Genomic DNA, 14,555 nt, shown 5'->3' with positions numbered 1-14,555 from the left:
GGTGGAGCCCGTGGAGATCGTCGAGGACGGCCTGCTGCTGCGACCCTGGCGGGCGGAGGACGCCGATGCGGTGTACCGCGCCTGCCAGGATTCGGACATCCAGCGCTGGACCACCGTACCTCGCCCGTACCGGCCCGAACACGCGCTCGATTTCGTCGCCCGGCGCAGCGCGGCGGCCTGGGCCGACGGCAGCGGTGCCGAGTTCGCGGTGTGCGACGCCGCCACCGGCGAGTTGCTCGCCTCCTGCGGCCTGGTCTCGATCGACCGTGGCCTGGGCAGCGCCGAGGTCGGCTACTGGACCGCGCCGTGGGCGCGGGGCCGGGGCGTCGCGGTCCGGGCCACCCGGGCGGTCGCCCACTGGGCCTTCGACGCAGGCAAGCTGCGCCGGCTGATCTGGCAGGCCGAGATCGGCAACCACGCCTCCCGACTGGTGGCGCTGCGGGCCGGCTTCCGGATCGAGGGCGAGTTGCGGCTCGCCCAGCCGGCGGTGGACGGGCGCCCGGAGGGCTGGCTCGGCTCGCTGCTCCCCGGCGAGGTGCCCGCCCCGGGCGAGCCCGGCCCGGCCGGCCCGGACACTCTCGCGGCCCGACGGGCCGCCGTCTTCGGCCGCCCGCAGCCGGTCCTGTTCGCCACCGCGGGCGCCACCGAGCTGCGGCTGCGCCCGCTGGAGGAACGCGATCTGGAGGCGGTCACGGCGACCTGCCAGGACGCGGAGACCGTCCGCTGGACCAGCGTCCCGCACCCCTACCAGCGAGAGCACGCCGACGGCTACCTGCGCGACGTCGCCCGGGCGGCGTGGGCCCGCGGCACCGGGGCCAACTACGCCGTCGCCGACGCCGAGGACCGGTACGCCGGCTCGATCGACCTGCGGATCTCCCCCGCCGACCCGCTCGTCGCCGACGTCGGCTTCATGGCCGCCCCGCACGCCCGCGGCCGGGGATACCTGCCCGCCGCGCTGGCCGCACTGTGTGCCTGGGGATTCACCACGCTCGGCCTGGCCCGGATCGAGTGGCGGGCCAACGTGGGCAACACCGCCTCCCGTCGGGTCGCCGAGAAGGCGGGCTTCGCCTTCGAGGGCACCGCCCGCAGCGGCATCCAGCAGCGAGGCGAACGGCCGGATGTCTGGGTGGCCGCGCTGCTCCCGCAGGACCTGGCGTGACGCCGGAGACGATCGAGGCGAACGGGGTACGACTGCGACCGTCCCGCCTCGACGACGTGGCGGACACCGTTGCCGGCTGCGCCGATCCGGTCACCCAGCGAGGCATCTCCGGGCTCCCGGACCCGTACACGGAGGAGAGCGCCCGGTGGTGGATCACCGAGGGCGCGCCCGCGGCCTGGGCCACCGGCGGCGCCGCGTACGCGATCGCCGACCCGGCCACCGACCGGCTGCTCGGCAGCATCGGCCTGAGCCAACCGGTGCCGACCCGCGGCCAGTGGGAGATCGGCTACTGGGTCGCGCCCTGGGCCCGCGGGCGCGGCGTCGCCACGGCCGCCACCCGAGCGCTGGCCGAGTCGGCCTTCGCCGCCGGCTGCGCCCGCCTGGAACTGCTCACCAGCGAGGAGAACACCGCCAGCCAGCGGGTCGCGCTGGCCGCCGGATTCCGCCACGAGGGGGTACGCCGGGCGGCGAACCCGAGCCGAGGGGGAGGCCGACACGACCTGCTCGCCTGGGTACGCCTCGCCGACGACCCGCCCGGTCCGGCCGCCCGGCTCCTGCCCGACCTGCCCGACGGTCGGCTCACCGACGGCCTGGTGACCCTGCGCCGACTCGGCCCCGACGACGCCGACGTGATGTTCCGGCTGCACACGCGGCCGGAGGTGGTGGCCAACCAGGCACCGCCGGTGCCGCCGACCCGGGCCGCGATCGAACGGCGCTGCCGGCTGGCGGAGAGCGCCTGGCTCACCGGCAGCCTGGCCCGGCTGCTGATCCTCGACGCGGCCACCGGCGAACCGGCGGGCAGCTGCGGGCTGTCCTACAGCGACCGGGCGGCTGGCGAGGCGAGCGTCGGCTACGCGCTGCTGCCCGCCTGGCGTGGGCGTGGCTACGCCACCCGGGCGGTACGCCTGCTGGCCGGCTGGGCGTTCGGCGTCCCCGGGATCGCCCGGCTCACCGCGGGGACCCTGCCCGAGAACACCGCGTCGCACCGGGTGCTGGAGAAGGTGGGCTTCCGCCGGGAGGGGCTGTTGCGCGGCCGGCTGCCCGGACTGGACGGCGGCCGGACCGACGACCTGGTCTTCGGCATGCTCGCGTCGGACCGCCCGACGCACTGAGCGTCACGGCCGACGCAGGGACGCGAGGAGCCGCGATGGCTGTCCACCGCGGCTCCTCGGCCGGTGTCACAGGGGGTGGTCAGAGTCCGGTGTCGAGGGAGATGATCCCGTAGTCGTAGGCGTGCCGACGGTAGACGACGCTGGGGCGCCCGGACTCCTTGTCCTGGAACAGGTAGAAGTCGTGGCCGACCAGTTCCATCTGGAACAGGGCGTCGTCGACGGTCATCGGTTCGGCGGGATGCACCTTCTCCCGCGCGATGTGCCACGGCTGGTTGTCATACTCCCCGTAGCCGTCCTCGTCGGGCCGTTCGGCGACCGCGGTGGCGGTCCCGGTACCGTTCAGCGCCGCCAGCCCCGGCCCGTTGAGGTCGGCGACCGGCAGGTCCGCGGTGGCGGCGGCGACGGAGAGCGGCGCGTGCCGCCCCCGGTGCACCCGGCGCCGGTCGGCCGCCCGGCGGAACCGGGTGTCCAACTTGGCGATGGCCGCGTCCAGCGCGCTGTAGAAGTCATTCGTGCAGGCCTCGGCCCGGATCACCGGGCCCCGCGTGACGCAGGTGATCTCCACCCGTTGGCAGTGATCGGCCTGGCGCGGATTGCGCTCGTGGAACAACTCGACGTCCACGCGAATGAGCTTGTGGTCGTAGCGTTCGATCTTCGCGAGCTTTTCGGCTACGTGTACCCGGTAATGGTCCGGCACTTCGACGTTACGGCCCTTGACCACGATGTCCACGTGACCTCCCTTGTTCGGACGGTCGTTCGGTCCGGTTTTCCCGGTCAACGCGCCCTGGGAGGGTCCCCGCTCGGCGTCGACCGGTCGCGTACGGCTACGCCTCCTTTCACCGCCGGGGGCGGATGGGAAGACCTCCTACCCCCGACACGAAAACGCTAACCCGTGTTCGCGTGGCAGTCACCCCTCGCTGTCAAAAGCTGCCTGGGAATTCTCACAGCTCATACACCAAGGGGTGAAAAGGAAACACGAAGCGTCACCCGCGGCGTCGCTTTTGCGTTGCGGCGAGCACCGCGGCCGCCTTTGGCGTCATTCCCGCCCTGTGCAAGATCCGGCTCACCGCCGCCAGCGTGGACCCGGTGGTGACGATGTCGTCGAGCAGCACCACCGGACCGTCGACCCGGACCCCGCCGGCCCGGCGCAGCCGGAACGCCGCCTCGGCCGCGGCGGCCCGTCCGGCGCTGTCCAGGGCGACCGAGTCCGGCCGGGGCAGCGCCCGCACCGGCCGGAGCACGCGTACCGGCCAGCCGGCGGCGCGCAGCCGATCCGCCGCGTGGCGGGTCAACCGGTCCAGATGGTCGCCGTAGCGGGCCCGGGCCGCCCCCGCGGTGTCCGGCACCGGCACCAGGGTCACCGGCCCGGCGGGGCCCACCGCCGCGGCCACCACCTCGGCGAGCAGCGCGCCCAGCGGGCGGGCCAGCCCATGCCGGCCCCGCTCCTTGTACGCCAGCAACCCCTCCCGCAGCGCGCCCGCGTACGGACCCAGGGCGACGCACGGCGGCAGGTCGGGCGGCGCCGGATCGGGGCGGGTCGGCGCCGGGCGCAGCGCCGTCAACTCGCCGACACAGCGGGGGCAGAACCCCTGCCGCAGGCCGGGGATCCGCTCGCCGCAACCGGCGCACCCGGCCGGCAGCACCAGGTCGGTCAGGTCCGCCCAGAGCCCGCCCAGGTCCCGCACCGGCACCTCTCAGTAGAGGAAGAAGGGGGCGGTCGGATCCGACGCCTTGGCGTTGGCCGCCACCTCCCGCACCTGCTCCCGCTCGATCTTTTCGAACGGGTTGTTCCGGTAGGCCAGGGTGGCCTGGTACATGAAGGACATGGCCGGCAGCGGACCGACCGCGCCGCCCGGGAAGGCGGCGAGGTGGGACACCGGCGCGCCGGTGTCCCGCTTGAGCGCGTACTCCACGGCCCCGTCCACCGTGGTCTGGTAGATCGCCGGCTGGCGCCCGTCGCTGCCGGCGAAGACCAGCTGGTTCTCCGCGTACCAGTCGACGGCGGTGATGTTTGTGAGCCGGGTGACCAGTTGGCGGGGCTGACCCACGCTGACCAGGCCGCCATCGACGCTCACCGGCACGACGTAGAGCGCGCCATTGATGATCAGTGCGATCCGGTGACCGTCGAGCGACGCGGCCACCGCCGTGACCGGGCCGGGAACGAGGATTTCACTCATCCCGGCGCCGCTGTCGAACCGGTAGAGCTTGCCGTCGGCCACCACCAGGCCGAACGGGTGGTCCGCGTCGAGGGAACGCAGCCAGATCGGGCGGCCGATCGACCGGAACGGCTTCGCGCTGCTGTGGAACTCGGTCACCGGGGCAGGGCCGGTACCGACCATGAGCAGCTGCTTCCGATCCGGCCGGGTCACCACCAGCGCCGCCAGCACCCTGTCACCGGCGCGGCTGAGTCCCGCCGACACCACGTTCCGGTTGGCGGCGGGCGCCACCGGCACCGAGCCGACGGGCTCGCTGCCGATGGCGAGCGGATGGATCGCCGCATCGTAGACACAGAACCGCTCCGGGGCCCGCAGGGGCGGGTAGACGGGGTTCGCCGCCCGCTCCTGCCTCAGGTCGACCGTGAGCCGCTTCTGGTTCTGGATCTTCAGGTCGAGCTGGCCGGTCAATTTCTCCAGCGACCAGGCGAGCTGGATGGCCAGGCGGGACAGCCGGTCGTCGTTCGCGGCCGGCATGGTCAGGTTGACCTCCCAGCGCCCGTCGGACCCGGTGGCGTTGTTGATCGGGGCGGTGCCGGGGGGAACCTTGTTCACCCCCGGGGCGAGCCATTCGGACGGGCCGCTGGTCAGCCACTTCACGACCTCGGTGACCCGCCGCTCGGCCGGCAACGTCGAGGGCAGGTACCGCCAGTCGGGCACCAACCGGCTCTGGTCGGTGTTCCAGAAGTAGATGGTGTGCGTGCTGTAGTAGCGCCCCAGGGCCGAGTCGCTGAGCAGCAGTACGTCCGGCAGCTCGGTGATCCACAGCCCCTGATCGGCCGGCTCCGCGGGGCCAAGCTTGAACACGTACTGGGTCTGCTCGGCCACCGGGGCCGCGAGCGTGCCGTCGGCCCGCAGCACGCCGACCTGCTGCACCCGAACCGTGACCTGTTTGACGTCCTCGGCCAGCACCATGGTGTCCAGGGGCTGCAGGGGCCGGACCACCGTCAGCTCCATATCGCTGCTCAGCTGCTTCTTCTTCAGCTGGCTCTGCGCCTCGGGCGCGATGAACTTCCTGACCCGGTCGTACGCCCCGTCCCGCTCCCCTGCGGCGGCGGCGAGGTAGTCGTTGATGAATTCCCTGGCGTCGGTGGTCGTGCTGCGGGTGGGCGGTTGGCTGCCGCTGCCGTTGACCGAGCCGGCTCCGGCCGCCGGGCCCCGGCCGTCGACCAGGACCTCGGTCCGGTCCGGTATGCCGCAGCCGACCAGCCCGGCGGGCAGCAGCATGCCGGCCAGCAGCACGGTCAGCAGCCGCCGCCTCACGAGGTCACCTGGGCCCGGTCACCGCTCTCGGCCGGCCCGATCGCCAGCGCCCCGTCGCTGCCTGGGCCGATGGCCAGCAGGCCGCCGTCGCGGGGGCCGCCGAACGGCAGCGGGGCGTCGGCCGGCACCAGCCGCAGCGGGGACGTGGTCAGCCGGTCGCCGGCGCGGGCGGGCAGCGTCAGCCGGAACTGGGCGCCCTTACCGGGCGCGCCCCACGCCTCCAACCAACCGCCGTGCAGCCGGGCGTCCTCCAGGCTGATGGACAGGCCGAGGCCGGTGCCGCCGGTCTGCCGGGCCCGGGACGGGTCGGCCCGCCAGAAGCGGTTGAAGACCAGCTTCTCCTCACCCGGCTTGAGCCCCACGCCGTGGTCCCGCACGGTGATCGCCACCGCGTTCTGGTCCACGCCGAGGGTGATCAGGACCGGTTTGGCCTCGCCGTGCTCGACCGCGTTGCCGACCAGGTTGCGCAGCACCCGTTCGACCCGGCGCGGGTCCACCTCGGCGATCACCGGCGGGTCCGGCAGGTCCAGCTCGATGGTCACCCCGACCCGCTCGGCCAGCCCGGCCAGCCGCTCGGTCACCCGGTGCACCACCGGCACCAGGTCGGTCGGCTCGGCGTCCAGCATGGCGAAGCCGGCGTCGAAGCGGCTGATCTCCAGCAGGTCGGTGAGCAGTTCCTCGAACCGGTCCAGCTCGGCCTGGAGCAGCTCGGCGCTGCGGGCCACCGCCGGGTCGAACCCGTCCCGCTCGGCGAAGATCAGGTCGGCGGCCATCCGGACCGTGGTCAGCGGCGTACGCAGCTCGTGTGAGACGTCCGAGGTGAAGCGGCGCTGCAACCGGGACATCTCCTCCAGCCGGAGAATCTGCCGCTGGAGGTTCGTCGCCATCTGGTTGAACGAGGCGGCGAGCAGGGCCAGGTCGTCCTCGCCGTTGACCACCATGCGCTGGTCTAGCAGGCCGGCGGAGAGCCGCTGGGCGGTCCGGGCGGCCACCCGTACCGGGGTCACCACGAGCCGGGTGACCAGGGCGGCGAGCAGGCCGAGCAGGAGCACCAGCGCCACGCCTGTGGCGACCACGGTGGCCCGGGCGTCTCGGGCCGCGGCGTCCTGCCGGTCCAGCGGTACGACGTAGTAGAGCTCCACCTGCCCGAAGTTGGTCGGCACCGGCGAGCCGTACACGAGGTACTTGGTGCGCCGACCGCCGAGCGTCCCGGTGTCGATCTGGTGGGCGACGTTGCCGGCGGCGACGGAGGCCCGCAACTGCGGGCTGATCAGGGGCCCGACGTCGGTAGCCGGGGACGTCCGGGCGATGATGCCCGTCCCGGTGATGGCCACCACCACGCCGTTGGTCTGCGTCGGGTCACCCCCGGCAAGGTAGTTGACCGTGCCGTCCAGGGTGTCCTGGAACTGGGCCTCCTGCGGCTGGTTAAAGGTCCGGAACTGCTTGCCCGCGTAGTCGCTGCCGTGTTGCAGTCGCAGCCGGACGTCGGTCTCTGCGCTCTCCAGCAGAATACTGGTGATCTTGTCGGCGATCAGGTAGGCGAACCCGCCGACCAGCAGGCTGGAGGCGACCAGGGTGATGGTCACCACGCGCAGCTGCAACGACCGCCGCCAGGTCTGGTGGGCGCTGGCGGCCAGCCGGCCCGCCCGGGCGGCGAGGACACGCCAGAGCGCCCGCGCGGCGTGGAGCCGGCGGGACGCGACGGTCGGCGAGTCGGGGGGCAGGGCGGTCACCACAGTGATGACCAGGCTATCCGGTACCCGCCTTGTAGCCCACGCCCCGCACTGTGAGGATGATTTCCGGCCGCTCCGGATCCGGCTCGATCTTGGCCCGCAGCCGCTGGACGTGCACGTTGACCAGGCGGGTGTCGGCGGCGTGCCGGTAGCCCCAGACCTGCTCCAGCAGCACCTCGCGGGTGAAGACCTGACGCGGTTTGCGGGCGAGCGCGACCAGCAGGTCAAACTCCAGCGGCGTCAGCTTCACCTCCTCGCCGTCCCGGGTGACCGTGTGCGCCGGCACGTCGATGGTGATCTGGTTGCCGGGCGGGCCGATGGTGAGCAGCTCTGGTGCGACGTCCTCGCCCCGGCGCAGCCGGGCCCGCATCCGGGCCACCAGCTCCTTGGGCTTGAACGGCTTGACCACGTAGTCGTCGGCCCCGGACTCCAGCCCGAGCACCACGTCCACGGTGTCGCTCTTGGCGGTCAGCATGACGATCGGCACGCCCGACTCGGCCCGGATCGCCCGGGCCACGTCGATACCGCTCATACCGGGCAGCATCAGGTCGAGCAGGACGATATCGGGCCGACTGTCGCGGAATGCGGCCAATGCCCGTTCCCCGTCCGCGACGAAGGAGGGCACGAAACCCTCGCTGCGCAGGACGATGCCGAGCATCTCGGCGAGCGCGGGGTCGTCGTCGACCACCAGTACCCGGGCTCTCATGGGGTTTATCGTTCCATCCCCGTTCGGTTAGGAGGGTTCGGCGTCATCACGGCACGGTACTGCCGGGAACGGCCCGACACCACCGCTGACCGCGCGGATGCCCAGCGTGGCGCGCCCGCGGTGGACGGGTCCACCGGAATCGGACCTGCCGTGCAACCATGATCCCTCGGGCGTGTCGCCGCCCGCCACCCGTCGCCCGTCCGCCAGGAGTACGCGTGCCCGACGTCGGCCCGACCGCGGTGCTCCCGCGCCGCCCGCTGACGGTGGGTGAACTGCTGGACTCGGCCGTCCTGCTGCTGCGCGGCCAGGCCCGGCTGCTGGTCCCGCTCGCCGTCCTGCTGGCCCTCGCCGAGCAGGCCCTGCTGCACCCGCTGCGGGTGCTGGCCGACGCGCGCCCGCCGGCGTACTGGCTCGATCCCGACCGGCTCGGCTGGTTCTGGCTGCTGCTCGCGCTCGGCGCCGGGACCGAGGCGCTGATCATCGCGCTGCTCGGCAACCCGGCCGCCCGGGGCGCCGGGGCCGCGCTGCTCGGCCGCCGGGCCGGCCCGCGGGAGCTGCTGCGCCCTGGCGGCGCCCGGTGGGGCGCCACCCTGCTCGCCGCCGCGGGGGTCGGCCTCGGCGTCGGCCTCGCCGGGCTGACCGGGCCGGCCTGGTTCGTCGCGTACGGGCTGCTCGGCGCGGTCGTCCCGGCGCTGGTGGTGGACCGGCTGCCCGCGTACCGGGCGCCAGGGCGGGCGCTCACGCTCGCGTTCCGCGCCGGCGGGCGGGCCGCCGGCATCCGGCTCCTCGGCTACCTGGGCTGGTGGCTGATCCGGCTCGGCATCGGCCTCGGCGTCTACCACGGCCTCGGGCTGCTGGGCCTGTTCGACCTCGACGCGTACGCGCTGCCGGTCGCCACGGCCGCCTGGGTCGCCGTCAACGCGCTCGCGTACCCCGCACTGGCCTGCCTCGACGCGGTCCTGCACCTGGAGACCCGGATGCGCACCGAGGGTCTGGACATCCGCCTCTCCCGCGCCCCGGCCGGCACCCCGGAACCCGTCCTGCTGGCGGTCCAGCGGTGAGCCGGTGGTGGACCGAGGCCGTCGCCGCGCTCGGGGACGTCGTACCGCTGCCGCTGGCCGCCCTGCTCCTGCTGCTCGCCGCGCTGCTGGCCGCCCTGGCCTGGTACTTCTTCCCGGCCTGGGTGCCACGCCGGCTCCCCCGGCCGCGGCTGCGCCGGCCGCGGCTGCGGATCCCCCGGCTACGCCGACCGCGGCTGCGACTACCCAGATTGCGGCTGCCCCGGCTCCGGCTGCCGCGCCGACGGCGGGCGACCCGACCGGCGGACCCGGCCGTCCCGGTGCCCGCGCCCCGCGCCCCCGAGCCGGCGGCGCCCGGACTCGCCAGCCTCGCCGACCGGCTCGCCGCCGAGGGCCGGTACGCCGAAGCCGTCCGGGAGCGGCTGCGCGACATGGTCCGCGCACTGGTCGACCGGCGGGTCGTGGAACCGCGCCCCGGGATGACCGTCACCGAGCTGACCACGGCTGCCGCCCACGTCCGGCCCGGGGTGCGGCCCACCCTGCACGCCGCCGGCACGATCTTCTCCGACCTCTGGTACGCGCAACTCCCGGCCACGCCCGAGCACGACCACCGAATGCGCGACCTCGCCACCGACCTGCACCGCGAGCTGGCCCGGGACGGTGAGCCCCGGTGACCACCACCCTCGACCCGACCCACCCGGTCGCCCCGCCGCGACCCCGACGACCCCGGCACCGGCTACTGATCCCGCTCGGGCTGGCGGTGCTGCTGATCGTGGCCACCCTGGTGTTCCACGCCGTCGACCAGCCCGACCCGACCGACCAGGGTTTCCTCTCCCCGGTCACCACCGCCGACGACGGCGGCAGCCGGCTGGCCGAGGCGCTGCGCGAGCAGGGCGTGACCGTACGCCGGGAGACCGACACCAGCCAGGCGCTGCTGGCCACCAGGCCGGGCCCGGCCACGCTCTTCGTACCGGCCCCGGAACTGGTGCACCCGGCCACCGTCGCCGCCCTGGCCGACCTGCCCACCGGCAGCCGGCTGGTGCTGGTCGACCCGCCCCGCCGGATGCTGGAACAGCTGGACCTGCCGCTGCGGCCCACCGACGGCCGCTGGGCCACCCGGGCCACCTCCCCGGACGCCGACGGCCACCCCTGCCGGCTGGCCGAGGCCGCCCGCGCCGGCACCGCCGCCGCCGACCGCCAGCGGTACGCCGCCCGCAGCGCCGCGCCGGTCGACCGCTGCTACTCCGGCGGGCTGGTCCGGGTGCCGGGGCGTACCGAGGTGGTGGTGATCGGGGCCAGCGACCCGTTTCGCAACGACCGCATCGACGAGTGGGGCAACCGGACTCTCGCCACCGGCCTGCTCGGCGGCCCCCGACCGCTGATCTGGCTCGACCTGCCCGGCCCGGCGCCCACGCCCAGCGGATCCGGCTGGTCGCCGAGCCCCACCGCCGGCGACGGCGTCCCACCCCGCCGCGGGGACTTCGACGACGACCACGCGGACCGCCCACCGGCGCGGCAGAACCCGCTCTGGGACGCCTTCCCGGCCTGGTTCTGGGCACTGCTGGTGCAGCTCTCGCTGGCCGGGTTGCTGGTGGTGCTCTGGCGCGCCCGACGGCTCGGCCCGCCCGTGCCCGAGCCACTGCCGGTGACCGTCCACTCCGCCGAGACGGTGCTCGGCCGGGCCCGGCTCTACCGCCGGGCCGGTGCCCGGGGCCCGGCCGCCGAGACCCTGCGCGCCGCCGCGCTGGACCGGCTGCTGCCCCGGCTCAACCTGCCGCCCGACACGCCACCGGCCGAGGTGGCCGCCCGGGTCGCCGCGTACGCCGGGGCCGATCCCGAGCGGGTGGCGGAGCTGCTGCACGGCGCCGAGCCGACCACCGACCAGGAACTGCTGGACCTGGCCCGCGACCTGGACACCCTGACCCGTACCGTCGCCCACCCGACCGAAGGAGACCCCCGGTGACCGGACCTGTCATCGCCGCCGCACCGGCCGCCCCGCAGCCCGACGCCCGGGCCGCCCTGCACCGGCTGCGGGCCGAGGTGGCCAAGGCCGTCGTCGGCCAGGACGCGGTGGTCACCGGGCTGGTGATCGCGCTGCTCTGCCGGGGGCACGTGCTGCTGGAGGGCGTACCCGGGGTGGCCAAGACCCTGCTGATCCGGACCGTGGCCACCGCCCTCGACCTGGACTCCAAGCGGGTGCAGTTCACCCCGGACCTGATGCCCGGCGACGTCACCGGGTCGCTGATCTTCGACCCGCACACCGCCGCGTTCACCTTCCGGGAGGGGCCGGTCTTCACCAACCTGCTCCTCGCCGACGAGATCAACCGGACGCCGCCGAAGACCCAGTCGGCACTGCTGGAGGTGATGGAGGAACGGCAGGTCTCCGTCGAGGGCGAGCGGCGGGCGCTGCCCGACCCGTTCATCGTCGCCGCCACCCAGAACCCCGTCGAGTACGAGGGCACCTACCCGCTGCCCGAGGCGCAGCTCGACCGGTTCCTGCTCAAGCTGACCGTGCCGCTGCCCAGCCGCGACGAGGAACTGGGCGTGCTCCGCGCGCACCACGCCGGCTTCGACCCGCGCGACCTGGCCGCGGCCGGCGTACGCCCGGTGGCCACCGCGGCCGACCTGGCCGCCGCCCGGGAGGCGGTCGGTCGCGTACACGTGGCCGAGCCGCTCTTCGGGTACCTCGTGGACCTGTGCCGGGCCACCCGGGCCACCCCGGCGCTGGAGCTGGGCGCCTCGCCCCGGGGCGCCACCGCGCTGCTCAACACCGCCAAGGCGTGGTCCTGGCTGGCCGGACGCGGCCACGTCACCCCGGACGACGTGAAGGCGGTGGCCCGGCCGACCCTGCGGCACCGGCTCCGGCTGCGCCCCGAGGTGGAGCTGGAGGGCGTGACGGTCGACGCGGTGCTGGACACGGTGCTGGCCACCGTGCCGACCCCACGATGACCTGGCGAGCGGGGCTGCTGCTCGCCATCGGCGCGGCGACCCTGCCGGCCTGGCCGGCGCCGTTCCTCGGCGTCGCCGTGATGACCGGTGCCGTGCTGCTGCTCGTCGCGATCGACTGGGCCCTCGCGGCGCCGCTGCACGCGCTCACCGCCACCCGCACCGGGGACCGGGCGATCCGGCTGGGCGGCACCGCCACGGTCACCCTGCACCTGGCCAACGCCGCCGACCGTACGCTGCGTGCCCAGGTGCGCGATGCCTGGCTGCCGTCGGCGGGGGCCCGGCCGGACGTACCGCCGGGACGGGTGCTGACCGTCGAGCCGGGCGGGACGAGCGCGCTGCCCGTCCGCCTCACCCCGGCCCGGCGTGGCGACCGGCCCGCCGCGACGCTGACCGTACGCTCGCTCGGGCCGCTGCGGCTGGCGTTCCGGCAGCGCGCCGGCCACCCGGCCACGCCACCGTGGACGCTGCGCGTGCTGCCCCGCTTCGACTCGCGGCGGCACCTGCCCGAGAAACTGGCGAAGCTGCGGGTCATCGACGGCGTCCAGGTGACCCGGGGACGCGGCCACGGCACCGAGTTCGACACCCTGCGCGAATACGTCGTCGGCGACGACGTGCGCTCGATCGACTGGCGGGCCAGCGCGCGCCGCTCCGACGTGCTGGTGCGTACCTGGCGGCCGGAGCGGGACCGTCGGCTGGTCTGCGTCCTGGACACCGGCCGCACCTCGGCGGTACGCATCGGCGACGAGCCCCGGCTGGACACCGCGATCGATGCGGCGCTGCTGCTCACCGCGCTGGCCGCCCGGGCCGGTGACCGGGTCGACCTGCTCGCCGCCGACGCCTCCGTCCGCGCCACGGTCACCGGCAGCGGCCGGCCCGCGCTGCTGGCCCGCCTGGTGGACGCGGTCGCCTCGCTCCAGCCGGCGCTGGTGGAGACCGACTTCGAACTGATCGCCGGTGAGGTGCTGCGCCGGGAGCGGCAGCGCAGCCTGGTGGTGCTCTTCACCGCGTTGGAGGCGGGCGCGCTCGGCGAAGGGCTGCTGCCGGTGCTGCCCCGGCTGGCCGCCCGGCACCGGGTGGTGATCGCGGCGACCCACGACCCGGTGCTGACCGGGCTCACCGTCGCCCCGCCGACCGGCCCGGACGACGCGTACGCGGCGGCGGCGGCCTGGCGGGCGCTGGCCGAACGGGACCGGGTGCGGGCCGCCCTGGGCGGGCACGGGGTGACCGTGGTGGACGCTCCCGCCGACCGGCTCGCCCCGGCGGTCGCTGACACCTACCTCCGCCTCAAATCCCTCGGCCAACTCTGACCGTCCGCTCAAGGCCCGGCCAGGTTCACGGAACGCGCGGCTGTTCCGCGCCGGATGGCCACTCATTCTCGGAAAGCCGGGCCGCCGGGGCAGCGCCGCCGGGGACGCGGGGTGCCCGGCGAGTGGCGGCGTGGCGGCCGAGCAGCAGGGCGTACGCCAGGAAGGCCAGCCAGACGGTGGCGCCGACGGCCACCCGGACGGCGACCGGCAGCGGCGCCGGGGTCACGAACGCTTCCAGCAGCGCGGAGACCGCGAAGAGCCCGACCAGCCCGGCGGCCACTACGATCGCCGAGCGGCCGGCCTCGGCGACCGCCCGGCCGCGGCTCAGGTGCGCGGGCGGCGCGATCCACGCCCAGCCGGTACGCAGCCCGACCCCGGCCGCCACGAAGATCCCGGTCAGTTCGAGCAGCCCGTGCGGGGTGATCAGCCCGAAGAAGACGTCGCCCCGGCCGTACGAGATCATCACGCCGCCGACCACGCCGATGTTCAGCGCGTTCTGCCACAGCAGGTAGAACACCGGCACCACCAGCACCCCGGCGGCGAGGCACTGCGCGGCGAGCCAGGCGTTGTGCGTCCAGAGCTGGAATGCGAAGGTCGGCGCGGCGAACTCGGTGTAGTAGCCGGCGAAGCCCGAGTCGACCAGCTGCCCGGCGGCCTCCTCGCCGATGAACGCGGCGGCGGTGTCCGGGTGGCCGGCGACGAACCAGATGAGGAAGAAGCTGAGCGCGCTGAACCCGGTCGCCACCCCGCACCACCAGGGCCAGGCCCGGTAGAGGGCGGCCGGCAGGTCGGCGAGGAGGAAGCGGCGGACCGCCGCCCAGGACGGCCGGGGCCGGCCGGTGATCCGCGCCCGGGCCGCCAGCACCAGCTGGGAGAGGCGGTTGACCAGCAACGGGTCGGGGGCGCGGCTGCGCAGCGCGGACAGGTGGGTGGCGGCCCGCTGGTAGAGCACGACCAGCTCGTCGACCTCGGCCGCGTCGAGCCGGCGCCGCCCGGTCAACTGCTCCAGCCGCCGCCACTCGGCGCCGTGCGCCGCCACGTACGCGTCGACGTCCACTCTGCCTCCCCCGTCCGGCGCTCATAGTGTTCACTGT

At 74.8% G+C, this 14,555-nt stretch carries 13 protein-coding genes; 7 read left to right on the top strand and 6 right to left on the bottom strand.

The features are described from left to right. Position 1 precedes the first annotated feature (1 nt). Both ACFYM6_RS08595 and ACFYM6_RS08590 read left to right on the top strand, forming a co-directional pair. Positions 2-1,159, top strand: a complete 1,158-nt coding sequence (locus ACFYM6_RS08595) for a GNAT family N-acetyltransferase (protein WP_387273551.1) — start codon at positions 2-4, stop codon at positions 1,157-1,159. Then, positions 1,156-2,271 carry a GNAT family N-acetyltransferase gene (locus ACFYM6_RS08590; RefSeq protein ID WP_387273550.1) on the top strand — a complete coding sequence of 372 codons (1,116 nt, stop codon included), beginning with the start codon at positions 1,156-1,158 and terminating at the stop codon, positions 2,269-2,271. Before ACFYM6_RS08595 ends, ACFYM6_RS08590 begins: the two co-directional genes overlap by 4 nt. 79 nt (positions 2,272-2,350) lie before the next feature. Here the strand turns inward: ACFYM6_RS08590 and hpf are convergent, their stop codons facing one another. The 5 genes from hpf to mtrA form a co-directional block, all read right to left on the bottom strand. Then, positions 2,351-3,001 carry a ribosome hibernation-promoting factor, HPF/YfiA family gene (hpf, locus tag ACFYM6_RS08585; RefSeq protein ID WP_387273548.1) on the bottom strand — a complete coding sequence of 217 codons (651 nt, stop codon included), beginning with the start codon at positions 2,999-3,001 and terminating at the stop codon, positions 2,351-2,353. Between the two features lie 253 nt (positions 3,002-3,254). Next, the gene (locus tag ACFYM6_RS08580) at positions 3,255-3,956 is read right to left on the bottom strand and encodes a ComF family protein (RefSeq protein WP_387273546.1); all 702 of its coding nucleotides are present in this window, start codon (positions 3,954-3,956) and stop codon (positions 3,255-3,257) included. Positions 3,957-3,965: 9 nt separating this feature from the next. Further along, a complete protein-coding gene (locus tag ACFYM6_RS08575; RefSeq protein WP_387273544.1) occupies positions 3,966-5,747 on the bottom strand; it encodes an LpqB family beta-propeller domain-containing protein in 1,782 nt (593 codons plus the stop codon). Then, positions 5,744-7,483, bottom strand: coding sequence for an MtrAB system histidine kinase MtrB (gene mtrB / locus ACFYM6_RS08570; protein WP_387273542.1), 1,740 nt, complete (start codon positions 7,481-7,483; stop codon positions 5,744-5,746). Before mtrB ends, ACFYM6_RS08575 begins: the two co-directional genes overlap by 4 nt. Before the next feature lie 13 nt (positions 7,484-7,496). Then, entirely contained in the window at positions 7,497-8,186 is a 690-nt protein-coding gene (mtrA, locus tag ACFYM6_RS08565) for an MtrAB system response regulator MtrA (protein ID WP_073832804.1), read from the bottom strand. Between the two features lie 215 nt (positions 8,187-8,401). On the opposite strand from mtrA, the gene ACFYM6_RS08560 reads away from it, so the two are divergent. Genes ACFYM6_RS08560 through ACFYM6_RS08540 form a run of 5 tightly spaced genes read left to right on the top strand, consistent with a single transcriptional unit; the run spans position 8,402 to position 13,461 of the window. Next, complete coding sequence (locus tag ACFYM6_RS08560) at positions 8,402-9,247, top strand: hypothetical protein (protein ID WP_387273534.1); 846 nt, start codon at positions 8,402-8,404, stop codon at positions 9,245-9,247. After that, complete coding sequence (locus tag ACFYM6_RS08555; protein WP_387273532.1) at positions 9,244-9,879, top strand: DUF4129 domain-containing protein; 636 nt, start codon at positions 9,244-9,246, stop codon at positions 9,877-9,879. Before ACFYM6_RS08560 ends, ACFYM6_RS08555 begins: the two co-directional genes overlap by 4 nt. Next, complete coding sequence (locus ACFYM6_RS08550) at positions 9,876-11,168, top strand: DUF4350 domain-containing protein (RefSeq protein WP_387273530.1); 1,293 nt, start codon at positions 9,876-9,878, stop codon at positions 11,166-11,168. Before ACFYM6_RS08555 ends, ACFYM6_RS08550 begins: the two co-directional genes overlap by 4 nt. After that, positions 11,165-12,154, top strand: a complete 990-nt coding sequence (locus ACFYM6_RS08545; protein WP_387273528.1) for an AAA family ATPase — start codon at positions 11,165-11,167, stop codon at positions 12,152-12,154. The genes ACFYM6_RS08550 and ACFYM6_RS08545 overlap by 4 nt, the downstream gene beginning before the upstream one ends. Further along, positions 12,151-13,461 (top strand): DUF58 domain-containing protein, encoded by a 1,311-nt coding sequence (locus ACFYM6_RS08540; RefSeq protein WP_387273526.1) that lies wholly within the window; start codon positions 12,151-12,153, stop codon positions 13,459-13,461. Before ACFYM6_RS08545 ends, ACFYM6_RS08540 begins: the two co-directional genes overlap by 4 nt. A gap of 25 nt (positions 13,462-13,486) precedes the next feature. On the opposite strand, the gene ACFYM6_RS08535 is transcribed toward ACFYM6_RS08540, so the two are convergent. Then, positions 13,487-14,518, bottom strand: a complete 1,032-nt coding sequence (locus ACFYM6_RS08535; protein WP_387273524.1) for a stage II sporulation protein M — start codon at positions 14,516-14,518, stop codon at positions 13,487-13,489. Positions 14,519-14,555: the final 37 nt, after the last annotated feature.

The organism is Micromonospora sp. NPDC006431, assembly GCF_042870725.1.
Classification (GTDB): Bacteria; Actinomycetota; Actinomycetes; order Mycobacteriales; family Micromonosporaceae; genus Micromonospora.
The sequence above is the reverse complement of the archived record's forward strand: the minus strand, read 5'-3'. Positions and strand labels throughout refer to the sequence as shown.